15 protein-coding genes are annotated in these 24,430 nt (G+C 51.7%); 4 read left to right on the top strand and 11 right to left on the bottom strand.

All coding sequences use genetic code 11. The annotated features are described in order from the left end of the window. Positions 1–18 precede the first annotated feature (18 nt). The gene (locus R5268_RS01580) at positions 19–5,934 is read right to left on the bottom strand and encodes an alpha-2-macroglobulin (protein WP_317418471.1); all 5,916 of its coding nucleotides are present in this window, start codon (positions 5,932–5,934) and stop codon (positions 19–21) included. 194 nt (positions 5,935–6,128) lie between these two features. Further along, positions 6,129–7,268, bottom strand: coding sequence for a DHA family class C beta-lactamase (gene blaDHA, locus R5268_RS01575; RefSeq protein ID WP_317418472.1), 1,140 nt, complete (start codon positions 7,266–7,268; stop codon positions 6,129–6,131). A 110-nt stretch (positions 7,269–7,378) separates the two neighbouring features. Between blaDHA and ampR the strand changes: the two genes are divergently transcribed. Next, positions 7,379–8,254 (top strand): LysR family transcriptional regulator AmpR, encoded by an 876-nt coding sequence (gene ampR, locus R5268_RS01570; RefSeq protein ID WP_317418473.1) that lies wholly within the window; start codon positions 7,379–7,381, stop codon positions 8,252–8,254. A 3-nt stretch (positions 8,255–8,257) separates the two neighbouring features. On the opposite strand, the gene hypA is transcribed toward ampR, so the two are convergent. The 7 genes from hypA to hybO are packed head-to-tail and all read right to left on the bottom strand — an operon-like array spanning position 8,258 to position 14,560. After that, the gene (gene hypA / locus R5268_RS01565) at positions 8,258–8,599 is read right to left on the bottom strand and encodes a hydrogenase maturation nickel metallochaperone HypA (RefSeq protein WP_046892961.1); all 342 of its coding nucleotides are present in this window, start codon (positions 8,597–8,599) and stop codon (positions 8,258–8,260) included. After that, positions 8,592–9,083, bottom strand: coding sequence for a hydrogenase-2 assembly chaperone (gene hybE, locus R5268_RS01560; RefSeq protein ID WP_317418474.1), 492 nt, complete (start codon positions 9,081–9,083; stop codon positions 8,592–8,594). Before hybE ends, hypA begins: the two co-directional genes overlap by 8 nt. Continuing rightward, on the bottom strand, positions 9,076–9,570 hold the full coding sequence (locus R5268_RS01555) for a HyaD/HybD family hydrogenase maturation endopeptidase (RefSeq protein WP_317418475.1): 495 nt from the start codon (positions 9,568–9,570) through the stop codon (positions 9,076–9,078). Before R5268_RS01555 ends, hybE begins: the two co-directional genes overlap by 8 nt. Further along, positions 9,570–11,273, bottom strand: coding sequence for a hydrogenase 2 large subunit (gene hybC, locus R5268_RS01550; RefSeq protein ID WP_317418477.1), 1,704 nt, complete (start codon positions 11,271–11,273; stop codon positions 9,570–9,572). The genes R5268_RS01555 and hybC overlap by 1 nt, the downstream gene beginning before the upstream one ends. Further along, entirely contained in the window at positions 11,270–12,451 is a 1,182-nt protein-coding gene (hybB, locus tag R5268_RS01545; protein WP_218454569.1) for a Ni/Fe-hydrogenase cytochrome b subunit, read from the bottom strand. Before hybB ends, hybC begins: the two co-directional genes overlap by 4 nt. Beyond that, positions 12,441–13,424 carry a hydrogenase 2 operon protein HybA gene (hybA, locus tag R5268_RS01540; RefSeq protein WP_317418478.1) on the bottom strand — a complete coding sequence of 328 codons (984 nt, stop codon included), beginning with the start codon at positions 13,422–13,424 and terminating at the stop codon, positions 12,441–12,443. Before hybA ends, hybB begins: the two co-directional genes overlap by 11 nt. A 2-nt stretch (positions 13,425–13,426) precedes the next feature. Continuing rightward, entirely contained in the window at positions 13,427–14,560 is a 1,134-nt protein-coding gene (hybO, locus tag R5268_RS01535) for a hydrogenase 2 small subunit (protein WP_182105284.1), read from the bottom strand. 930 nt (positions 14,561–15,490) lie between these two features. Between hybO and R5268_RS01530 the strand changes: the two genes are divergently transcribed. After that, positions 15,491–18,217, top strand: a complete 2,727-nt coding sequence (locus R5268_RS01530; protein ID WP_317418479.1) for an autotransporter outer membrane beta-barrel domain-containing protein — start codon at positions 15,491–15,493, stop codon at positions 18,215–18,217. A 53-nt stretch (positions 18,218–18,270) separates the two neighbouring features. On the opposite strand, the gene R5268_RS01525 is transcribed toward R5268_RS01530, so the two are convergent. Together R5268_RS01525 and R5268_RS01520 are read right to left on the bottom strand one after the other, a co-directional pair. Next, on the bottom strand, positions 18,271–19,587 hold the full coding sequence (locus tag R5268_RS01525; RefSeq protein WP_046892968.1) for a sodium-dependent transporter: 1,317 nt from the start codon (positions 19,585–19,587) through the stop codon (positions 18,271–18,273). A 376-nt stretch (positions 19,588–19,963) separates the two neighbouring features. Then, positions 19,964–21,673, bottom strand: a complete 1,710-nt coding sequence (locus R5268_RS01520; protein ID WP_317418480.1) for a pyridoxal phosphate-dependent decarboxylase family protein — start codon at positions 21,671–21,673, stop codon at positions 19,964–19,966. 751 nt (positions 21,674–22,424) lie between these two features. On the opposite strand from R5268_RS01520, the gene R5268_RS01515 reads away from it, so the two are divergent. Together R5268_RS01515 and R5268_RS01510 are read left to right on the top strand one after the other, a co-directional pair. Further along, entirely contained in the window at positions 22,425–23,375 is a 951-nt protein-coding gene (locus R5268_RS01515) for a VirK/YbjX family protein (protein ID WP_182105287.1), read from the top strand. A gap of 263 nt (positions 23,376–23,638) precedes the next feature. Continuing rightward, a complete protein-coding gene (locus R5268_RS01510; protein ID WP_046892970.1) occupies positions 23,639–24,319 on the top strand; it encodes a DedA family protein in 681 nt (226 codons plus the stop codon). Positions 24,320–24,430: the final 111 nt, after the last annotated feature.

Here is a 24,430-nt window from a genome sequence, read left to right as displayed (position 1 = left end):
CCTGTACCGCCTGTGCATTCAGGGTTTATCACCGGCCGGCGGCAGAACCGTAAATACCCCGGCTGCAGCAGACTGCGCCTGAATCTCCCGGTCGTACATAGCTTCGCCAAAAGCCGGCGGAATGATAAAGCGTCCTGTATTCACCGGTTTTATCTGATAGATAAACTCCTGACTATCCGCAGCAGCACTGCCGTAGATCAGCACTCTGTCCTCGCGGGCATCACTGAAGTCCGGCGCCCAGCGGCGGCCGGTACTGAACGGAAGTTGTGACAGTTGCAGGCTGTCCGTCGCTTCCGGGTCCTGACGCACCACCTCAAACCCGCCCGGCAGCAAATCCGCCACCACAATATTATTCAGTCCCTGTTTTGCATTGGCGCGGATATGCAGGCGGACATAGACTTTTTCGCCCTGTGCAGCACTGTTTATCACCTCACCTTTTTCATTCAGGTAATCGCGGCTGATTTCCAGCCCTTTCGCCACCGCGGCTTCCGGCGGTGTGCGGTCAAAACCGGATTCTGTCACCACATACCAGGCCGGGTTATCCGACGGATTATCAAAGCGGATTTCACTGACACCGTCACTGAATTTTCCGGTGGCAGTGGCATCTTTCATCACCGAAATCACTTCCGGCGGCTCTGTGCCTTTCAGAGCACTGACAGAAAGCTCACCGGCATCCGCCCCGCTTTGCTGCATATAGCGGCTGTAATGTTCCATCGCCAGAATGCTCATCGCCGCTGAATAGGTGGTGTAACGTTCCTCTTTAAAACGCAGCACCATATTTTCCAACAGCTGCGGCGGGATAGCAGACACTTTTTCCGGGAAATGACGGACAATCAGGTAGAGCCGTGTGCTGTCCTGCACCAGCGGATCGAGATAGCTCCGTGTCCACCATGCTTTGTTGTAAGCCGAGTTCAGGGCTTTCCATGTTGGCGCCAGCATCATATCCGCCTGTTTATCCATCTTCAGCATTTTGTAGGATGCCGCGAGATATAACGCTCCCGGGTCATCCTGCCAGGAATCCAGATAACTGCTCTGCATCCGTGTCTGTACTTCAGCCAGCAGCCCGGTGGTGACTTCTCCCTGACGGGTCAGCAGGTAGACAGCAAAGGCACGCATACGCAGATCATCCTGCGTATTCAGCATCGGGTTTACCGCCAGTTTTTTCAGGTAAATATTGGCAGATGCGAGCAGTGATTCCTGTACCGGATAACCAGCCTCCTGTGCTTCCAGCAGGAACTGCACCACATACAGCGTGACAAACGGGTCGGTTTCCGGCCCGGCCTGCCATGCACCGATGCCACCCTGCCCGTTCTGCCGTGTCAGCAGTGTGGTCATAGTTTGTTGCAGTTGCTGACGGATCTCCGCCTGTGACTGCAATGTGCTGAGTTCCGGATGGCGCTGGCGGAACAGCAGCGGAACGGCGCGGCTGGTGATCTGTTCCGAGCAGTTGTACGGATAGTTATCCAGATACTGCGACAGTGCGTCACTCATCACCATCGGTGAGTAAGAGACACGGGCATCCCGTTTGGCATAGTTATCAAACATCTGCCGCAGGGCAGTTACACGCTGCTGTTTACCGTCCATCCGTCCGAGAGACGAGCGGGTACGATAAGCTGAGGCCGGGCGGACAGACAGATTTTGCGTGCGGACCGCCGATTTATCCCCCGAGGTGACACGGAAAGTGATATCCGCCGTACCCGGCAGCGCATTGGCTTTCAGACGGAACGACAACACCGTCTCTTTCTTCTCACCAAGCGTAATCTGCTCACGGTTGCTGCCGGTGATTTCCAGTGCCGGACCGGCGCTGACAGTGACATCCAGCGGCATCGCTTCACCGTTCAGTCCGGTCAGGTTATTGGCGATACCGAGTGAGACATCAAACTCATCCCCCGGCGAAACCATAGCCGGAATATTCGGTGTCAGTACAAAGTCATCCCGCACGGTTGTGCTGCTCTGCGTGTGACCGATGCGGTCAGGTGAAACTGATACCGCCATTACACGGATCTTACCGTTAAAGTAATCCGGCACCTGATAATTAAAGACCGCATCACCATCAACGGCGGTGATCCCCGACCAGTACGCCACCGGCTCATCCCGCTTGCGTTTGAACGGATTAAGATGCAGATCGATGCCCTCTCCGGCATCCCCGCCCGGTGCGGCGGTCAGCGCCATCATCTTGCTGAATTCCGGCAGGATCAGATCGAGGATCTGCGTGCTTTTCACTTCCAGCGCCCGCTTGCGGAAGAAATAGTCGAGCGGATCTTTCAGGCGGTAACGTGCCACCTGCAAGATACCCTCATCGACAGCAAAGACCACCACATTCTGCGGCGAGGTGGTTTTCACATGAACCGCCAGGTTTTCACCCGGTTTCATGATATCCGGTGATATCAGTGAAATCCCCGCGTTAAACGCCTCATGGCTGACACGGAACGGCTGCACGCCGAAGCTCAGCGGGCTCATAAAGATTTCATCGGAGTTGATATCACGGACAAACTGCACATTCACATAGCCGTTGCCGGTCAGTTCTGCCGGTACGCGGATTTTCTGCACCGAGTTGGTGGTATCCGCACGGAACCACGTCCACTGATATACTTTGTCGCGTTCAATGGTGATAATACCGCTGCCGGTGTACGGCGCACTGACGGCGATTTCAATCTCTTCGCCCGGGTTGTATTCTTCTTTATCCAGCGTCAGCTGCAATTCTGCATTGCGATCCAGCGAGCGGGTAATATTTGCGTTACCTGCCACGGTATAGTCTGTTCTGTTCAGCACAACACCGTCCGCGTCTTCCACCTGTAAGATAAAATGACCGGGTTTCGAGGTATTCAGCGTGAGATCCGTTCCGGTACTGCTGATAGTCAGCGGCTGCTCATCAATCCGGGTCTCTTTCAGTTTTGACTGATATTTAAAGATACCTGACGGCTGGCGCATCAGCACCGAAATGTACTTCCGCTCCAGAAGCACCTGTTTCAGATTGGTTTTCTCAATCCGGGTCAGTGACGGGTCCACCGCAATCAGGTTCAGCATCCGGAGTGCATCCTTACTGATGTAACCGGTATCACCATCCGCTTTGACGCCCACCAGTGAATCATGCGGAGAAACCAGCACCCGCGCCGCTGCGGTGACCGAACGGCCGCTGCCCGGTTCAAAGGCTTCAGTGAACAACTGCAACTGATAGGTCGCTTCCGCGTAGTTTTCCAGCCCTAATGCCAGCGGTGCGGCACCATTTTCATCGCTGGTACGCTCTTCAAGCTGCGTTTCGAAGTTATCCGTACTGCGGCTGTCTTCATAAAAGCGGTAATCCGGATACTGCGTGAAAGACGGATAAACCGGCCGCATGGTCATTTTTGTGGCGATACGGCGGTTCTGTGCCGGAGTGCCGAACAGGTTCTGCACATCAACCGCTGCCTGCAATTCATCCGGTTTTACCCAGCCGTGCTGACGATCCGGTGTCAGTTTCAGTGCCACTTTCATGGTGTCCGGTTCAAACTCTTTCACCACGACTGTCGTGGTGCCGAGCAGGCTCAGATCATTTTCATCTTTGCCCTCCAGGTAGAGATAGATATTCCAGTCACCGGTCGGGGCGTTTTCCGGTGTGGTATAGCTCAGTTCACTGAAACCGGTGGTATCCAGCGTGATCTTCTGTGAGTGCATCAGCGTGTCGCGCGGGTCGCGGATCTCCGCCCGCAGCGGGATGCCGGTCAGCGGGGTTTTCCAGTCATAGGTGCGGGTGATAAGCCCGGCATGAAAGGTTTCTCCCGGCCGGTAAATACCGCGATCTGAGAAGAGATAGCTGCTGAGGGTGCGCGGATCTTCCGGTGTTTCATCACCGTACACATCAAAGCGCGAGAAGTCCGGCTGGCGGTCATACCAGGCATTGACCGGCAGGAAGGAGACATCCCCCTCTTTTTCAGCCAGGAACATTACCGCCATCTGCTCATTACGAAAATCATGCAGCGGTGGAAACGCAGCGTGACCGTCACTGCCGGTGACACGGCTCAGCAGTGTGGTGCCGTTTTTGGCCACCACCGAGATTTTCGCTCCGCTCACCGGTTCGCCGGTATACACGGACTGCACAAAGACATCACGCGAGCCGTCGAGAGAAGATTTCGCGATAATCCCCATATCGGTGACCACCACAAAGCGCGAGTCGAGAACCACATCCCCTTCGTACTCTTCATCCCCTTCGTCATAGCTTTCCGCTTCCGGGGCTTCCGCCGGTTTAGCTGGGTCCCACGCCCGCAGGCTCAGCAGGAATATACCGCGTTTTGCGGACGGATCAGCAGAGAGGTATTTGCTCAGATCGATACCTTTGTACTGAATATCGCCGGGAGCGGCGGCAGACAGCGCTGTCTGATAAGTAAAGTGCTCCGTGAAATATTCATCACTCAGGCGGTTAAAATCCGTTGAGGTAAAGTTTTTATCTTTGAAAGAGACGATATGCTGTAACTGACCGGGGATCACCCGCTTCACATCCAGTTGCAGGCCCGGGAAGTTACGTGCCGCGACGGTGATCTGTTTTTCACCTTTCATCGACAACAGCGCCCCGTCTGACATAAAACGCAGTGTTTTCGGGTAATCCGGGACACGCACCGGCAGATAACGTGATGTTTTCAGGTAATAGCCGCCTGCCGAACTCATGCCGCCGGTGATTTCAACCAGAAGCCAGCGGTTGGCCGGTGCCTGATAACTGAAGCTGAATGCCGCCTGGTTTTCCTGCTCATTATCATCCGGGATCAGTGACACCGGCTGTGATAATGCCAGGACTTTGTCGCTGATATCATCTGATTTCCAGTCGTCGTAAATCCCCTCAGAATGATAATCCGGGTGTTTTTCCGGCAGCAACCGGGCACGGACCGCTTTTCCGGCCTGTTTTTCATTCACCGGGTCAGAGAATGACACAATCAGAACACGGCGATCTTTTCCGTCCTCTGACTCCGCCAGCTGACTTTCAATACCGGTGACATCCAGGCTGTAGCGGTTTGGTACGATCACCCGGAAAGTTTCATCTTTCGCCGTGGTATTGGCCGGAACCGCCGCACCAACACCGGCTCTGACGGTCAGCAGCACTTCACTGTCAGTATCATTGAGAGCCAGCTGCCCGGAGTGAATCCAGGCTTTGAGTTTTTTATCATCATAACTGACGGTGTATGGCACCGGCTTTCCGTCACGGGTCAGGGACAGGCGCGATTCCATATTTTTGACATCTGCCGGCGCATTAAATGTCAGGCCGATAATGGCGTGTTTTTTCATCGGATCCTGCGGATCCTGATAAAATTCCGCCTGACCGCCGCGATAATAGAATTCAGGTGTGGTAAAGGTTTTTTGTTTCTCTGTTAACGCCACCTGTGGTGCCAGCAGGGTTTTGGTATCCATATCGACGGTGTAGGTTTTGCCCATCGGGAAGATTTTTTTCGCCGTGAATACCAGAGTGCGATCATTGCGCCAGCGCCATTCTCCGTCCATTGCCGGCGTGAGGGTAATCCCCGTCGTCACCGGCTTGCCGATCAGCGTTACCGGCGCGGCAGAGCGGGAGAATCTCACCGTCACAATCTGCGGTGAATTATCATCACGGTTATAATTTACCGCCGAAGGGCGTGTCACCGAAGCGGAAATATCCTGTACCACCAGCGGTGCGACATCCACCGGCTTTGGCTTATTCTGATACCAGTGCCATGTGTAATAGCTGCCGGCCGCCGCTGCGGCGATCAGCAGCAATAAAGCAAAAATGGTTTTCGGATAGCGGTTTGCCTCCTGCTCCAGCCGGGTAAGCTGATTCCCTGCAAATGTCACCCAGCCCGGCACCGCCCAGCGGATACGTCCGGTAAACGGGCGCAGCAGAAAACCCAGCAGTGTAAAGAGAGAAACAAGAACACGTGCCGCCAGACGCAGCACGATAAAAGGTAAGCGGAGGATAAAACGCAAAACGTCCATGACAACATTTTCCTCTGTGTGTTGAACCTGACATCAGTTTGACGCAGCACACAGTGAAATCCGGTTCAGCCGGAAGCTGTCAGTGCCCGATACTCTCATCCTCCATAAAACAGCCCATAAAGCAAATTATTGCATAAGGAATAATCTTAAAGTACGGCCCCGGCGTGTCCGCTGAGGCCGCAGCACCGGAAAAATTATTCCAGCGCACTCAAAATAGCCTGTGCGGCTTTGACTCTTTCGGTATTCGGGTAGTTTTTATTTGCCAGAATCACAATCGCCACCTGTTTTTCCGGAATAAAGGCCACATAAGCACCGAAACCGGTTGTTGCCCCTGTTTTATGTACCCAGGAAGCGCGGTTATACCGCTGAACCTGATTATCCGTTACCGGATGCGGCTGCAATGCCACTTCATTGGTCACGCCGTTAATGATCATATCTTTCTGCTGCGGCCAGTCATACATCTCCCAGCCCAGTCCCTGGTTGATTGCCGCCGTTTTATAGTAACGGGTCTGTGCGAGATACATCGCCATTTCCAGATCCGCATTGCCCGCCCGTGACGGCGACATATTGATTTCTGCCCAGCGCAGCATATCTTTTGAGGCGGATTTTACCCCGTAAGATTCCGCATCGAGCGGTCCCCCCGTCACCCGTACCGGCTGATTGTTTTTATAACCGTATGCATACTGACTTTGCGCACTTTCCGGTACAGTAATAAAGGTATGTGATAACCCCAGCGGCGCCAGAATACGTGTGGTCAGTAACTGCTCATAAGGCATTCCCGCCGCTGTCGCGGTCAGCGCGCCGAACAGGCCGATACTGCTGTTCGCATACAGACGCATCTTTCCCGGTTGCCATGACGGCTGCCACTGCTGATAGAAATGCAGCAGATCCTCACTGCTTTTCACCGCTTCCGGCACCTGTAACGGCAGCCCGCCTGCGGTATAGGTGGCCAGATCCAGTAAGGTGATCCCTTTCCACTGCGGCTGTGTCAGTTCAGGCTGGTATTTGACTGCCGGGTCATTCAGCGACGTCTCTTTTTTCGCCACGGAAACCGCACCCAGCACACCTGTGAAAGTTTTACTTACAGATCCGAGTTCAAATAGTGTATTTTCAGTGACCGGCTGTTTTGCCTGCACATCCGCAAAACCATAGTTGAAGTAATACGGTTTTCCCTTTACGGAGACAGCAACCGCCATCCCGGGGATATCCTGCTGTGCCATCAGCGGTTTAATGGTGCTGTCGACGACTGCCGCGACATTATCAGCGGCAGAAAACCCCGGGGCAGAAAAGGCCAGCAGGGCGGAAACCAGTGTTGCAGATAAAGATTTTGTCATCAGAATTAACCTTCCGTGTGTGGGTAACGGCGGCAAGTATCGTCAGATTCGCGGAGCAGAACAAACGGTTAATTATAACAAGAGCCTAAAGAAAAACTTACAGGTGAATTATGGTCAGACGCTATCTCCCTCTTAACCCGCTGCGTGCCTTTGAGGCCGCCGCCCGTCATCTCAGCTTTACCCGTGCGGCCATTGAGCTGAACGTCACCCATGCCGCGGTCAGCCAGCAGGTTAAAGTGCTGGAGGAGCAGCTGGGTTGCGCACTGTTTACCCGCGTATCCCGCGGGCTGGTGCTGACTCATGAGGGCGAGGGATTACTGCCGGTGCTCAATGAGGCATTTGACCGGATAGCGGATACCCTGGAGTGTTTCTCTCACGGGCAGTTCCGTGAACGGGTAAACGTGGGCGTGGTCGGGACATTTGCCGCAGGCTGGCTGCTGCCGCGTCTGGCCGGGTTTTATGACAGCCATCCGCATATTGATCTGCATATCTCCACACATAATAACCATGTGGACCCGGCAGCCGAGGGGCATGACTATACTATCCGTTTCGGTAACGGCGCGTGGCATGAATCGGATGCGGAACTGATTTTCAGTGCACCGCACTCTCCGGTGTGCTCACCGGCTGTGGCAGAACAGTTACAGCAGCAGGATGATGTCCATCGTTTTACGCTGCTGCGCTCGTTCCGCCGGGATGAATGGAGCCGCTGGCTGACCTGTGCGGGCGGTACTCCGCCCTCCCCGTCACAACCGGTGATGGTGTTTGATACCTCACTGGCGATGGCGGAAGCCGCGCAACTGGGGGTCGGGATCGCGATTGCGCCGGTAAGCATGTTCAGCCGCCTGTTGCAGTCGGGCGCGCTGATTCAGCCGTTTACTGCGGAGATCACCCTCGGCGGCTACTGGCTGACCCGGTTACAGTCCCGCACGGAAACCCCGGCCATGCAGCAGTTTTCCCGCTGGCTGCTGAATACTGCGGCAGAGTGATACTCACTCTCCTTCCAGGCTTTTTACCCGCAGAGAGTCCCCCTCACTGATACGCAGCCGTTCGCTGCCGCAGTGCGGGCAGCACCCGGCGTGCTGCATGATTTCGGCCTCACGGCTGCAATCCCAGCACCAGGCCTGCGCCGGGATAACATCAATATGCAGTGTGCAGCCCTGAGCCACGGTATCGCGGCAGGCGATATCAAAACTGAAATGCAGTGCGCTCTCTTCCACATCCGCCAGAGCACCGACTTCCAGCCAGACATCCGTCACCCGCGTGATACCGTGCCGCGCGGCCTGTTCGCGGATAATATCCGCCGCACTCATACACAGGGACAACTCATGCATACCGGGGCACCCGTTTACCGGTGAACAGCGCTCTCCGCCCGGCCATCGCCGGTACATCCGGGTCCGTGACCGGCAGCGAGAGCAGCATCCGCGCGCAGTCATCCGCCAGCCGTAGTCCCTCCTGCGGTGAGAGCGTATGCGGCAGCGGCGACAACAGCGAGCACGCCAGATACTGAGATACGCCCTCCAGTTCACCGACAGTGAATGTCATGGTGCCGTACGGCAGGCGCAGGCCGATTTTTTCACTGACTTTACGCAGCGGCCAGAGCTGTTCCGGCCCCGGAAAAATCACCGCACTGCACATCCACGGCGTGATCACACAGCCCGTCCACTGCCCTTCAAACAACGTCAGTTCCGTCACATACACCGGCACCGACGGATGCAGGAAAGGAAGGTCGTGCATGGTATCTGCGGCAATCCGTTCAAACGCTGCGCGGATCTGCTCTGCCGGGCTGTGCATAAATCCCTGAATCTCCTCAGACATGCGCGGCCTCCTTTTTCACGGCCTTAACCCCCGATTCGCGGAGTATCGCCAGCACCTGCTGTAATGCCGGTTCAACCACTGCTTCCAGCAGCGGGGTCATGCCGATACCCGGCTCCAGTGATGCCGGAACCACGCCCACCAGCGTCAGTTTAGCGGGAAATTCCCCGGTAAAACGCAGTGCGGACAGGACATCAGACAATCCCAGCTGATGCGGGGAGATTTTATTGGTGAACAGCGCCGGAACCTCTTCATCCCGCAGAATCCGGATCGTGCCCGGCGCACTTTTCGTTGTCACAATCGCATCGGTGATAATCAGATGATCACGCCCGGCCATGCTGCCGAGCAGTTCCATCCCCGCCGTGCCGCCGTCCATCACATCCACATAGTCCGGCAGGATATAGCGATCCGCCAGCGCTTGTGCGATATGCACGCCGATGGCTTCGTCAGTCAGCAGAATATTGCCGGTACCTAATACCAGTATCCGCATCACAGCACCTTCACTGATACCGTTTCACGGCCATCAATATCAACAATATGAACCGCACATGCCATACACGGGTCGAATGAATGGATAGTGCGCACCACTTCCAGCGGTTTTTCCGGATCGGCAATTTTCAGCCCGACCAGCGACTGCTCATACGGCCCCGCCACATTATCGTGATTGCGCGGCCCGCAGTTCCAGGTGGACGGCACCACTGCCTGATAGTTTTCAATCACACCGTCTTTGATAACCACCCAGTGCGATAACATACCGCGCGGTGCTTCAAGGAAACCCACGCCTTTTATCACACCGGAGGCCGGGAATTCCGGCTTCACATACGTGATATGATCGCCGGTGCCGATATTGGCGATCAGCGCGGCATACTGATGCTGTAATACCGCCTGTAATTCACAGCAGTGCACCGTACGGCCGATAATCCGCCCGAGTGTGGAGTGCAGTTGTTTTACTTCCAGCGTGTTGCCGGTCAGGGTCTGATAAACCGCAATAATTTCATTCAGTTTTTCTTCTGTACCGGGGTGTTTCGCCGCCAGTTTGCAGAACATATTGGCCAGCGGACCGACTTCGACAGTTTTGCCGTACAGGGTCGGCGATTTCACCCACGAGTATTTGCCGTCCGCATCCCAGCCGGTGTATTTCGGCTCGGTTGTGCCTTCCCACGGTTTCTGCGGCGCTTCATCCTGATACCAGGAGTGCGGCGAGCTTTCCTGAATACCGTCCAGCAGGAAAGGATCGGTCTGAGAATCTATCGGGCGGAACGTCGTTAAATCGGAATCCTCAATGTAGCCGCCCGGGAACAGGAAACTGCCGTTTTTGCCGTCCGTCGGGAATTCCGGGGTGCTCAGGTAGTTCACCGCGCCCTGCCCGGTTTCAAACCATTGCGGGTAAAACGCAGCAATCACCGCAGTATCAATCTTATAAACCTGTTCAACAAAATCATTCAGCTTGTCGATAAATGATTTGATATACATCAGGCGTTCCAGATTCAGCACACCAATGCCGTCAAGGTTAATCGGGTTCGCGACCCCGCCGACCGCCAGGTTCTGGATATGCGGCGTTTTTCCGCCCAGCAGCGCCACGATACGGTTAGCATCGCGCTGGCATTCCAGTGCCTGTAAATAGTGCGCGACCGCAATCAGGTTCACTTCCGGCGGCAACTGCATCGCCGGATGTCCCCAGTAGCCGTTGGCAAAAATCCCCAGCTGGCCGCTCTCCACCAGGGCTTTGATTTTATCCTGTACTTTGATGAATTCCTGCGTGCTGTTCAGCGGCCAGTCAGACACGCCGTTCAGCATGGCAGAAGCTTTTGCAGGGTCCGCGTTCAGTGCGGAGGTAATATCCACCCAGTCCAGCGCGGAAAGCTGATAAAAATGGACGATATGGTCATGGGTGGTGTGCGCCGCCAGAATGATATTACGGATATACTGCGCATTCACCGGCACATCCAGATTCAGGGCGTTTTCCACAGCGCGTACCGATGCCAGGGCATGTGTGGTGGTACAGACGCCGCAGATACGCTGGAGGATCATCCACGCATCGCGCGGGTCCTTACCTTTGACAATTTTTTCCATTCCGCGCCACATCGTGCCTGACGCCCAGGCTTTGGTCACCACACCATCATCAATTTCACAGTCGATGCGTAAATGTCCTTCGATACGGGTAACCGGATCAATCGTAATTCTCTGGCTCATGACTTGCTTGCCTCATGATAAGGGGGAGCTGCTGGTTTTTTTACTGCGGGGAGTATCGGTAACAGGCGGATCAGGAAAAGGTAAGCGCAGATCTCAACAGCCACGAAACCAATGGAAATTAACAGTTCTTCCGCTGACGGAAAGTAGTGATAGCCATTGCCGGGATCAAACGCCAGCAATGAATAGGCGAGACGCCAGGCCGCACAGCCGAGCAGCATACTCACCGCACCGGTGTAGAGCAGACGGGAATCGCGGCGGAACGCAGGGATACTGAAGACCGCCAGTGCAAACACCATCAGCAGGATCTCACACCAGAACAGGACGGCGTAGTAATCCCCGGCGAAAGCAAGCCCGAGCTTGCCGCGGTAAATCAGTTCCCCGAAGCGCAGGATAAGAAACAGCGCCATCAGCACACTGACAGTCAGTGCCAGCTTACCGAACAGGCGTTTTTCATCCGGGCCGTTGCCTTTCAGGCCGCTCTGCACCAGCGAGCCCTCAAAGACCACAATGGAGAATCCCATAATAAAGGCGGTGAGCAGGGAGAACAGCGGCAGCATTTCATAGCTTTGCCACAGCGGATAGACCTTGTGACCGGCTGCAATCATTAGTGATCCCATCGAGGACTGATGCATCGCCGGTAACAGCGCACCGAGCGCTATCACAAAAAACATGATTTTGTTCAGCCGTTTAAGGGAGACTTTCCAGCCCATACGCTCGCAGAATGCCGGTGCCAGTTCCAGCGCCATCACGCCGATATAAATCGTCATACAGACCGCTGTTTCCAGCAGAACAGAGTTGACGTTAAAAATCCCCGGAATAAAGAAGTTCGGCATATTCCAGTAACGGCCGAGGTCGATGGTGATAGATAATCCGCCCAGTGAATACCCCAGCAGGCTCGCCAGCAGTGCCGGACGTACCAGCGGGTGGTATTCCCCTTTGTTAAATACATACACCGCCCACGCCAGCGCCCAGCCGCCGCAGGCAAAACCGGTGCCGATCAGCAGGTCAAAGGCAATCCAGATCCCCCAGGGGTAGCCGCCGTTCAGATCAGAGACAGACCCCAGCCCGAAAATCAGACGTTTGACGATAAGCAGCACACAGAGGATAACAAGCGGTCCGAAAATGATGATCGGCTTACTGAATAATTTTCCGCCGAGGGGTTTGGGATCATGATTCATGATCATCACCTCCGTCGTGAGTGTCATTTTTACTGTTGCGGCGCACCAGTACGGTAAGCCCGGCCAGTACCGCCAGCGGCAGGATCATCCCTTTGTACAGGGTGTGCTGGATGTTTTCGGAGCGTGCTCCGGTGGAGAGTTCAGCCAGTTCCGGCAGTTGCAGATTTTGGTACGGCACGCCGGTCAGCACCATCACCTGCGTTCCGCCGCCCTCTTTTTCACCATACAGATGCGGGTAATAGGACGGTACGGGATGGTTGTAGTTATCGCCGGTTTTCAGCGTCTGGCGCGGATAGGCGTATTCATCTCCGGCTGTCAGTCCGAGGCGTTTTTTTGCCTCACTCATCAAATCTTCACGGGAGCCGAAAATGATAGCGCCGGTCGGACAGACCTCCACACAGCCGGGCAGACCGCCTTTATCGAGCAGTTCAACACCTTTCTGGTTACACAATTCACACTTGCTGATCGCGCCGAACGGATTGTTATAGTCATATTTCGGCACGTCATACGGGCAGCCCACCATGCAGTAACGACAGCCGGTACAGATATCTTTGTCATAATGCACAATACCGGTCACCGGATGCTTTTTCAGCGCGCCGACCGGGCAGACAGAGACACAGTTCGGATCAACACAATGCATGCATTGCTTTTTGATATAGGCGTAGCCGTCTTTTTCCTGATCTTTGTGTTCACCGCTGCCGCTCGTCCACACCTGGATAATGTTATTGGTGTACGGAGACAGCTTGTCATTGTTGGACCACGTCTGCGCTCCGTCCGGATTACGGCCGGGGAAATTGATATCCTGACATTTGGTCACGCACGCCTGACAGCCGATACACAGAGTGGAGTCATACAGCATGCCCGATGCACCGGGGATCGGCGGACGGTTTTCCGCCGCCGCCCGGCTCACAGATATATTGCCTAACAGCAGCGCCCCGCCGGACGCCGCTTTAATAAAGTCACGCCTGTTCACAGTTACTCTCCCCGCGGATCGCCGTTCCGGTTTTTCTTCTGCTGACGCCCCAGCTCACGGACAGCCATCACACTGACACCGGCCACCAGACCAACCACACCGCCAAGCAGACCGATAGCGCCGCCCGATACCGAACCGCCCTCTTTCAGATCCACATCCGGTTTTTCAGCACGCGGTGTCTGGTTCTGTACGCCCGCAAGCTGATGAATGCCTTTATGAAAGCCGACACCGGCCTCATTACAGCCGTAACACGGATGCCCGATCGCCACCGGCCACACACCGCCGACATCGCAGAACTGCAATGTGGAGCAGTTACCGTACGTTTCCGGCCCTTTGCAGCCAAGATGATAGAGGCACCAGCCCTCACGGTGTCCGTGATCACCAAACGCTTTGGCAAAACGTCCTGCGTCAAAGTGAGCGCGGCGTTCACAGTGTTCGTGGATCAGACGACCGTACGCAAACAGCGGCCGGTTTTTGTTATCCAGTCCCGGCGCTTTGCCGTAAGTAATGATATGCGCCACGGTGGCCAGGAAGTTATGCGGGTTAGGCGGGCAGCCCGGAATATTAATCACGGTTTTACCCGGCAGAACCGTTTCCAGCGACGCCGCTCCGGTCGGGTTATCACCGGCGGCAGCCACTCCGCCCCAGGCAGCGCAGGAACCGATAGCAATAATCGCGGCAGCACCCTCCGCCGCACGACGGATATGATCCGCAATCGGCTCACCGGCGATCATGCAGTAAATACCGTCATCCTTCAGCGGTACGGAGCCGTCCACCACCAGCACATATTTGCCTTTGTATTTCTCAATCGCATTGTGCTTGTTGGCTTCCGCCTGATGACCGAATGCCGCCGAGAGTACCTCGTGGTACTCCAGTGAGATCATATCAAGGATGAGATTTTCGATGGTCGGGTGCGTCGCCCGGAGCAGGGACTCAGTGCAACCGGTACACTCCTGTGCAGATATCCAGATAACGGGGGGACAATCCTTACGGCTGACGGACGCCGCGATTTCGGCAGATGCATTTGCACTGAGACCCATGGTGGCCGCTAAGGCCGCGCAGAGTTTCAGAAAGCTTCGCCGGTCAATACCCTCAGAAGTCATATCAGAAGTAATTAACGTATTATCGTCGATCATTTTCTGTAATTCCGTTGTGTTAATTTAATATTAACATAATACGGTTATTATTAAATTACTGAGACACGGAACATAATTAATAAACAAAAGGATAATAACAAAAATATTATTTTACAGATAATGAGAATTTTTTCTATTTTTAACATTTAATCTATTTATCGGTTTTATTAATTTATATCAATTTAAAATATAACTCACCGGCAACCTGCAATAAGAATACCGGAACTTTCCACTGCGGACAGAAAAAAAGACAACATTTACCATCTGCATTTTACTGGCTTATCAGATACAACCCCGGGTGTTTTCAGAATTAACTGAGCCAACAGAAATAATAAATCTCACACCACCTTGTTGTTAAAAACAAAAATGAAATACATTCTCATCCGGTATTATTTAATCGGTTAAGCACAAATAAATACCGTTTTTAATAAAATACCAAGGCTATTTTTCACATAAAAATCAATTACCATAATATGGCGAATTATTTATTTTGATTTAAATCAATTAATATTAAATTTCTTATTTTTCTTCTGAAATAAATCAAACCTAATGAATCAGCCACTATCACTATATAAAAGAGTAAAAATAGTGGATAAGACCATAAAATTCATAATAAGACGATTATCCCTGTAAAATAGTCAACTATTTATACGTAGGCGGACAATTTATATTCTGTTTATTATTCGTTTTAATAGTGACGATCACCTGAAACAATCATTTCATTTTCATCCTTCTTACTCTTTTTTGTGCAAAAAAGCAGCATCACAGACATTCTTAAATTTCCCGAAATCCCCTGCATTGACTCACCTTATCTAAAATCCTAGGATCACGTTATTCTCTTTCCGCCCCCGCATAAATTTTTTTCTTTTATTTATTAAATAAATAACACGAATTTTGACGTCTTATTACAAAATCACCACGGGCAAAAAAATGAAACTCAATAAACTCTCCTTTCTGATACTTTCCGCAATGGGGATATCGTATGCCTCTGCCGGTTATGCTGTAACACCTGAGCCGATTCCTGAATTTACCTTCAGCGATGAATCAACGCGTATTAATGACATTAAAAAAAGCGGTAACTATACCAATGCGGATGCTGATGTACTGGCGGATGTCAGTGCAGAAAAAGGATTCACGGTTGCAGGTTATAAATACCTGACCGGAATAGATATCAATTACTCTGCAGCTCAAAAGCCGAATGTTATATTTAAGGATGACACCCACCTGATCGGCACAACCATCGGGCACTCAACGACCCATCTGGGCGATTCATTCAGACAAACTCCCTTTGATAACAGCAGTGTTATCGGTATTACGCTGAAAGGCATTGATGCGAAACACGTCGCTAACCTGCAAATGTCTAACGGTACAACTTCCTATAACACTACCGTGGATGCTTTCGGTGTGATGGAGTTGCGCACTGCCTCTGACACCAAACAGCGGGTATCCGCTTATAATACCCGTGTAAATAAAGACGGTAAGCTGACTGTCGGCTATAACGCTTATGCTGAAAATAGCCTGATCGATGGCGGTGAGCTGTACATTCCTGTCAGTAATCCGGATGCAGAAACCCAAAATACCATTATTCAGAATGGCGGTACCTATACACAGGACAGCGGCACTGCCACCAATAACTACATTACCGGTGCAGGAAGCTATCACGCGGTTTCCGGGCTGGCACTGAATAACTATATCTATGACGGCGGCTATCAGTCTGTCTATGTCAATGACCGTACCGGCGCCAAAAACACCACAATCTATGCAGGCGGTACACAGCGGGTACGCTCCGGGACGGTTGAGGATACCGTGGTGTATGGTCAGCAACTGGTGACAAACCACAGCGGGGGCTGGGAAAACGGTCAGTGGGTTGAGAACAGCAATCCTGATGCAAAATGGGGTGATGATCCGACAGCTGTTAATACACAGGTTATGGCAGGCGGTATTCAGAATGTCGGACTGAACGGTAAAGCCTCTGATACCACGATTTATAAAGACGGGCTTCAGCTTGTCGGCAAATATGCGGAAGCGGCCACCACCCTGGTTGACGGCGGTATCCAGCATGTTCTGGCTTACGGCGGCACAGAAGGCACCACCATCCGCAACGGCGGACAAACCATCCTCGATTACGGTGCTTACTCCTTCTATAACCTGGATGTGGAAGACGGCTCTCTGGTGATGGAAGGCGGGGATCAGCATCCGTGGCTCGGCAACTTCGGCAAAGGCTCGTATGCTCAGAAGGTGAATCTGGCCGGTGATAACGCCTATCTCTATATCCGCCATAACGGTGATACCGCTGAATCCGTTGTCACTATCGATAACCTGGTGAACAACGGTGTCGCCGTCTTCGGTGAGCCCGGCAGCAGCAATACCGGCCGTAACAGTCAGCTCAGCATCAAAGAACTCTCCGGTAACGGCCTGTTTGTGATGAATACCAGCCTGGCGGACGGCAGCGGGGATTTCCTCAGTGTCTCGGATAAAACAGACGGTAAGTTTGGTGTCCGTGTGATGGATTCCGGTAAAGCGCTGGTCAGTAATACCACCGATCCGGATCGCTATCATCTGATCCACGCCGCAGGCAGTCAGAACGATACCTTTACCATGACCAATAAGGGTGTGGATCTCGGGGCCTATAAATATTATCTGGTGCAGGATAAAGATTCAGCTGATGAATGGTATCTGTCACCTACCAAAGAAATTCCGCCGGTAGACCCTGAGCCAAAACCTGAACCAGAACCTGAACCGAAGCCGGATATTTCAGAAACCAGTAAAACCGCAATGATGATTGCCAACGCCCTGCCGCAGATCTGGCGGAGTGAACTGAGCACACTGCGCGCCCGTCTCGGTGAACTGCGCAATAACCCGCAGGTGAATCTCGGTGTCTGGTCAAAAGTCACCGGCGGACGTCACAATATCAGTAACAATGAAGTCGCTTACCGTCATGATATCAGCGGGATTGTTGCCGGCGGCGATAAAATGACAGAACTGGAAAATGGCGATCTCTGGAGCGGGATTGTCGCGGGATATTCTCATTCTTCGCTGAAGATGGATAAAAACGACGGTACGGTCAACAGCTACAGCCTCGGGGTTTACACCACCTGGCAGCACAAATCCGGGATCTATGTGGATGGCGTGGTGAAAGCCAACCATTTCCGCAGTGATTATGACGCGCAGTTTAATGATGGCAAAACCTCCGCCAACAGTAACACCAACGGTATCGGCTTCTCGGTTGAAACCGGTAAGTACTTCGAAAAAGAGAATTACTTTATTGAGCCGTATGCCATGGTCGCCGCCTTCCGCGGCCAGGGTGCGGATTACCGCTACAGTAATGAGATTAGCATTAAAGCCGATGCCGCCCGGTCATTCAGCGGTGAGCTGGGTGCCACTTTCGGTAAAAACTTCGTGCTGGAAAACGGTACGCAAGTCAAACCGTATCTCCGTGTGGCAGTGAATCATGAATTCCTGAAAAACGGGGATGTGGAGCTGAACAAGCAGGGAAAACGGACCAACGATATGTCCGGCACGACCGGGAAGTACGGTATTGGTGTTGATGCAAAACTGAATAATAACTGGGCTGTCTACGGCGAATTCAACTACGCCAACGGCAGTAAACAGGAAACACCGTACAGCGGCTTCCTGGGTGTGAATTACCGGTTCTGATAAGACGGAAAGCAAACCGGCCTGCATATGCAGGCCGGTTTTTTTATCTGTTATTAACTGATCAGCCCGTGTACCAGAATCACACCGATACAGACAGGTCCCACATAACGCCAGACCAGCAATAAACTCTGACGCTTCAGTCCGGTAATGTTTTCCGGGATCAGGGCGTTCGCTTTGCGCGACCAGCCGAAAATCAGGCAGACCGCAATACCGAACAACGGCATCAGGATATTGGATGTCAGGTAATCGAGGATATCAAAAATCGTTTTTCCGCCGAACGTCACATCACTTAACGGCCCGAAAGATAAGGATACCGGAATACCCATCAGCATAATTGACGCGGTCACCACCAGACCCGCCCTGCGGCGTGTCCACTGAAAACGCATCTGAACATAAGCCACAATATGCTCCAGCAGGGAGATAGCGGATGTCAGAGCCGCCATCAGCAACAGCACAAAGAACGTCACTGCCAGCACCGCGCCGCCCGGCAAATGGGCGAAGTACACCGGCATGGTCATAAAGGTCAGACCCGGACCCGCATTCGCTTCCAGACCCGCTGCCGATAATGCCGGGAAAATCATCAGACCGGCCAGTACACACACCATACAGGAGAGGATCACCACCCACATGCTGGAATTGGCAATACTTTTATTATCGGTTAAATACGCACTGTACGTAATGTGGATACCCAGCCCGATAGAGAGGGAGAAGAACGCCAGACCCAGTGCATCCAGCACGCCTTTGCCGGTCAGTTTACTGAAATCCGGATACAGGAACATTTTCAGTCCCGCTGATGATCCCGGCAAACTTATCCCGACGATAATCAGCACGATCATAATAATAAACAGTAACGGCATCATCACTTTCACGGATTTTTCCAGCCCGCGCTGCACCCCGGCCAGGACCACAAAACAGGTTATCCCGGCAAACACCAGATGAGCAATCACCGGCCACCACGGGTTACTGATAAAGCGGGTGAAAATACCGGTCAGCTGGCTGCTGTCGGTAATATTCAGCTCACCGGCGGCGGCCATCACCGTATAACCGATAGTCCAGCCGCCGACCACGCTGTAGAAACTGTAAATACACCAGGAACTGAACACGCCGATCACCCCGATCCACGCCCAGTGACGTCCCATCATTTTTTTGAAGGCACTGACGGCTTCGGAACGGGTGCTGCTGCCGAGGATATTTTCAGCCAGTAATACCGCGAGACCGATAATAAAGCTGAATAAAAGGAAAACGACCAGGAAGGCACCACCGCCGTTATTGGCGGCAACATACGAAAATTTCCAGATAGCACCGATACCGATAGCCGATCCGGCTGCTGCCAGGATATGACCAAAGCGGGATGTCCATTGCTGACTCATACGGCCTCCTGCTGTGTCATCTGAGAGACAGAAGCGGCGGCAGAACAACAGACCGATCGTGAAATTACGCTGATATTAATCCTTGCGGTAAAACCTGACATCATAGGAACTCTCCCGAAAATAAAACAGTTCCACCAGCAGGTTTATACACACAAAAAAGCCACCTTACTGGTGGCTTATGAAGAAAAACAGATAAACGAAGCCACCTAACTGAGTAGTAGGTTTAGGCTTAGCTGACGGTTCATCATGCAGTTCATCGGTTTACTCTTCTCTGAAAATCGTTAATTTTTGCCTCACAGACAGTGCCGGTACAAGACACTGCCGTGACGCTCTTTTTCTCTTATACCACAAACAGAAAAGAAAAAAACATCCTTTTTTATTCTGCACTCATGGTTTTAAGCATTTTTGCAAATGCATCGATGTGGTGACGCTGCGTAACCGGGTTCATAAAGACCGCCTTTTCCCCGGGGATATAGGCAAACCGGTTATGTTCTGCATAGGCCGAGCAGGCGATAGAGTCCACCCAGTTGGTAAACAGACCCGCTTTGCCGCGTTTCAGGAATAATTCGCGGTGCCAGCGGCTGTTACGCACCATCATGTCATAGGCTGTTTTATCCCCGGCACAGGTCAGCTCATGCTCAAACATGGCCTGCGGATCATTCACCAGTTTCGGTGAATAGAGACGGAAACCGACACTCGGCCCCTGATTTTCCGGCGCCATCACACAGGCATTTCCCATGGACAACAGCTGGTTACGCATGTAGTTCGCATTTTGCAGACAGTGCGCAATGATGGTCTGATAGCCTTCAATCCCCAGATAATGTAACCCTGCATACGCACCGAATACACCGACACCGCTGCGGCTGCATTCAATGGTGGATTGCAGGTGAGTCTGCCCTTCCAGCGCATGCTCAAAATAGGTGAAGTTTTCAGGGTCATTTTCCAGTGCTTTGAAATCATCACCGTCACGTACCATCACAAGGCTGGAGGTATACGGTACATAACCCCATTTGTGGAAATCGATAGTAATGGAATCCGCATATTTCAGCTGTTTGAATTTAGCCACATTATGGCGCAGACCGGCCAGAGTGGCATCGTTAATCGCCAGCGGGTTAGAGGCAAAATCATAATCAATAAAGAAAATAATCGGCCAGCCGACCGCCGCATCCACGTGAATATGCGGTTTTTCGGTAATTTCAAATTCTTCACACAGACGGTTGCGCAGATCATAAACCTGTTTGATTTCATCCACACCAAAGGTATCTGTTGTCCCTGCAGTCAGCAGGATCACCGGAATCTTACAGTGAACGGTATAGCAGGCGCGGATTTGCTGCTCCAGATCCGCAAGATCAATAGTATTATCCGATGCAACACGGATACGGATTGTTTTATTGGTAATATCCACCCCTAACAGAGACAGGTTAGTCATGTTGGAGTAGTGACCGCCCTGCGAGTTGATGATCCGGAAATCCTGATCAACGGACATACCAAGGTGTTTTGACTGCTTCAGTGATTTTCGTATCCCGAACAGATAGCCGTACAGGTTGCACATTGTCCCGCCCTGGGTAAACAGACCTGAGGCTTTGTCCGCATCATAACCAATCAGATTGGCGACTTTCCGGATAACGGTTTTTTCCATGTTATCCGCCACGCCGGAGTACTCGCAGTACACCATATTCGGGTTACCCAGTAATCCCAGCATCGAACCATAAACCGCCGGATCTGACGGCATGGCGATAACGTTTTCCACCGCCAGCGGGTTTTCCCAGTTTTTACACAGCGCGGAAGCAAACACCAGTAAATCATCCTGCCCTTCCCCCGGACGGATCACGTTCTGACGCACATGAGATTCACCGGCCAGCTGAGCAAAAAGATCCTTACCCTGCGGGTAGCGGTTTATCTGCTGCATATCGGCTTCGGTAGTCTGACGAAACTGAGTAATCACCTGAATTTGCGGGTGATTAAAAATCGGCCATTTACCGGGGTCCCGGCTGAAGAAATCACTGATGACGTTTTGGTATTTAACGTCGAAATCTTTATTTAACGCATTCGCGGACGCGAGCGTGATAAGTTCTGACTGATTCACAATGAGCTCCAAAATAGTAAATTACACTGAGGTAATGTCATTATTTTGCGCTAAAATCATTGCCATTTAAATGATTGCCTAACTATAAATCACAGTAACAAATACAGAATAAAATAAATAAAATCAATTGATTATAAGAATAACCATCCTTTTTGAATCACTTAATTTTTTTGAAAAATGACGCCACGATCACAAATTTTTACACTACAAAACAAATAAAAACCAGATTTTAAATTTACACAACAAGCAAATACCCAGTTTTTTATTCCAAAAAATAATGCAAAATACAATTTATTAACAACACCAAGACAATGACCAATGACTTATTGTTTAATTTTATTACTTAACCATCTTCTGCTGTTATTTTTCGTCTGCTGAAAAATCACGGTTATTTTGCTGTTTTTTGCGTTTTCCGTAGTCGTTCACTTCTCCTGCCAAATAAAATACTGCCGGATAATAAAAACACCCTGAATATAACTAATGAATGCTGACGAACGGTTTTCAGTCCATGGCATGAAATACACATATAACATATTGATTTTAAATATTAATATTACATTCACATAATTAACAGGTTATTATTTATCCTGTTGTTGTTATTTTGTAACTGCTGGTTTTCGCCCTGAAATCCTTATATTCAGCTAAGCCCGCAGTCAGGTGATAAGCTTTCTTTAATTTTTATCTTTATTCTGCCGTTAAAATGAGTGGATTGTTTCAATGTGTAATAATTTCATTCATCAAAGGCACCACTATGTCCGGCCTCCAATTATTTAAACAACTACTCACCAAAGAATGTTGTCCCGGTATGCACTGGGATTCCGCCCGTAACCGCTTTAAATTCGCGGCACGCAGTCTGTTTATGCCGCTGTCCACCGTGAAATACCTGTCCGGCCTGACAGATACTGCCTGCTGTGACGCGATTCTGAAAAAGCAGCCGCTGCTGCCGACCAAATTACAGCGTCCGTATCTGAGTATTAATTTTCACCGGAAAAACAAATCCGCAGCGATTTGTGACCACTACCGGATCACCAAAGCCGTTCTGCCGCCGGAAATATTCAGCCAAATCTACAGTAATGAGCGTTTTTATCTCTGCCCGGTGGAAGGAAAAGAGGGTCTTTGCCACCTCTGGCTGGATGTGCAGGATGCTTTTAACAAAGAGGGTGAACTGACGCTGGAGATGCGGGATGACGCCGGTGAGATCCTGGCCCGCAGTGCATTTACCCTGCTGAATCTGGATGAAAAGCGGACGCTGTTTATCGGCGCACTCCAGGGCGGTGTCAGTGAGCAGGCTCACGGTGCTATCCGCGCGGCCACCAAAAACTGCCACGGCGTATTCCCCAAACGTATTCTGACGGAAGTAATGTGTCTTATCGCGTCACTGTTTCAGTGTCAGCAGATTATTGCTTCCAGCAACGAGACGCATATTTACCGCAGCCGCCGCTACCGCCATAAAAAACTGACACAATGGGTGGCCGATTATAATGCGTTCTGGGAATCTGTCGGCGGCACCGCCAATCCGCAGCAGGAATATATATTACCGCTGACTCTGCCGCGTAAACCTGTTGATGAAATAGCCAGTAAAAAACGCGCCGAATACCGCCGCCGTTATCAGTTACTGGATGATGTGGCACAACGTGTCAGTGAACGCCTGCAACTGCCGCAGACAGAAAATAAAACAGATGTTCAACATCATATTATTTAAGAAAAGTCGTTCATTTACAGCAGGTTTGACCGGCAATTGACATTTCATTACAGAACTTATTGATTTTCCGTAAAATATAATCTGCAAAAGACTGAATTTAATCTTAATATTGTTTCAGGGAACCGGAAAAAATTCACTGTCTCCGCTACCTCTAATTTGCTAAAGTGGCCGGATTTACCGATGTATATATCAGGGGTTCCGGCTATATCCGCAAAAATGCCCCATAACATGAAATAAGCTTACTTCAGATCCGGGAATAATTGATGGAAACAATGCAGCAACTCTTTTTTGCCCTCTGGCACCAGGACTATGAAACCCTGTCAAACCCGTCCCTGCTGTGGGCGATTTACATTATGCTGTTTGCCATTCTCTTCCTGGAAAACGGCCTGCTTCCTGCTGCGTTTTTACCCGGTGACAGTCTCCTGATTCTTGTCGGGGTTCTGATTGCCAAAGATACACTGGATTTCCCGACAACCCTGATTGTTCTCACCGCCGGTGCCAGTCTCGGCTGCTGGGTGGGATATCTTCAGGGGCGCTGGCTCAGTAATACCAAAGTTGTAAAGGGCTGGCTGTCTCATCTGCCGCCACATTATCATCAGCGGGCGCACAGTTTATTTCACCGCCACGGCCTTGCGGCACTGTTAGTCGGTCGTTTTCTGGCCTTTGTCCGCACTCTGCTGCCGATGCTGGCAGGGATAGCCGGTCTGAATTCCCGCCGTTTTCAGTTTTTCAACTGGCTGAGCGGCTTCCTGTGGGTCGGTATTTTAACCTCTCTTGGTTACTGCCTCGGCATCAGCCCGATTTTCCGCAAATATGAGCATCATCTGATGAATATTCTGATGCTTATCCCGGTCGTTCTGCTGGTCTGCGGTCTGATCGCCAGCCTGTGGGTGGTGTGGAAACGCAAGCGGACAAAACCGGCTGACGATACTCACGCTCAATAACTTATCAGACTATTTTTCCGGCCGGTGCAATTACAGCAGCCGGCCGGGACACTTTCTCTTCCTGCCCGCCGTTTCAGCGTCATTTCCTCTGAATTCCGTCACCTGCACCCG

This window comes from Morganella sp. BCCO 40_0007, from assembly GCF_032989665.1.
GTDB lineage: Bacteria > Pseudomonadota > Gammaproteobacteria > Enterobacterales > Enterobacteriaceae > Morganella > Morganella sibonii.
The sequence above is the reverse complement of the archived record's forward strand: the minus strand, read 5'-3'. Positions and strand labels throughout refer to the sequence as shown.

Coding starts and splice junctions, on each gene's coding strand:
- R5268_RS01580 (WP_317418471.1), bottom strand. CDS start 5,934: ATGGACGTTTTGCGTTTTATCCTCCGCTTACCTTTTATCGTGCTGCGT.
- blaDHA (WP_317418472.1), bottom strand. CDS start 7,268: ATGACAAAATCTTTATCTGCAACACTGGTTTCCGCCCTGCTGGCCTTT.
- ampR (WP_317418473.1), top strand. CDS start 7,379: ATGGTCAGACGCTATCTCCCTCTTAACCCGCTGCGTGCCTTTGAGGCC.
- hypA (WP_046892961.1), bottom strand. CDS start 8,599: ATGCATGAGTTGTCCCTGTGTATGAGTGCGGCGGATATTATCCGCGAA.
- hybE (WP_317418474.1), bottom strand. CDS start 9,083: ATGTCTGAGGAGATTCAGGGATTTATGCACAGCCCGGCAGAGCAGATC.
- R5268_RS01555 (WP_317418475.1), bottom strand. CDS start 9,570: ATGCGGATACTGGTATTAGGTACCGGCAATATTCTGCTGACTGACGAA.
- hybC (WP_317418477.1), bottom strand. CDS start 11,273: ATGAGCCAGAGAATTACGATTGATCCGGTTACCCGTATCGAAGGACAT.
- hybB (WP_218454569.1), bottom strand. CDS start 12,451: ATGAATCATGATCCCAAACCCCTCGGCGGAAAATTATTCAGTAAGCCG.
- hybO (WP_182105284.1), bottom strand. CDS start 14,560: ATGATCGACGATAATACGTTAATTACTTCTGATATGACTTCTGAGGGT.
- R5268_RS01530 (WP_317418479.1), top strand. CDS start 15,491: ATGAAACTCAATAAACTCTCCTTTCTGATACTTTCCGCAATGGGGATA.
- R5268_RS01525 (WP_046892968.1), bottom strand. CDS start 19,587: ATGAGTCAGCAATGGACATCCCGCTTTGGTCATATCCTGGCAGCAGCC.
- R5268_RS01515 (WP_182105287.1), top strand. CDS start 22,425: ATGTCCGGCCTCCAATTATTTAAACAACTACTCACCAAAGAATGTTGT.
- R5268_RS01510 (WP_046892970.1), top strand. CDS start 23,639: ATGGAAACAATGCAGCAACTCTTTTTTGCCCTCTGGCACCAGGACTAT.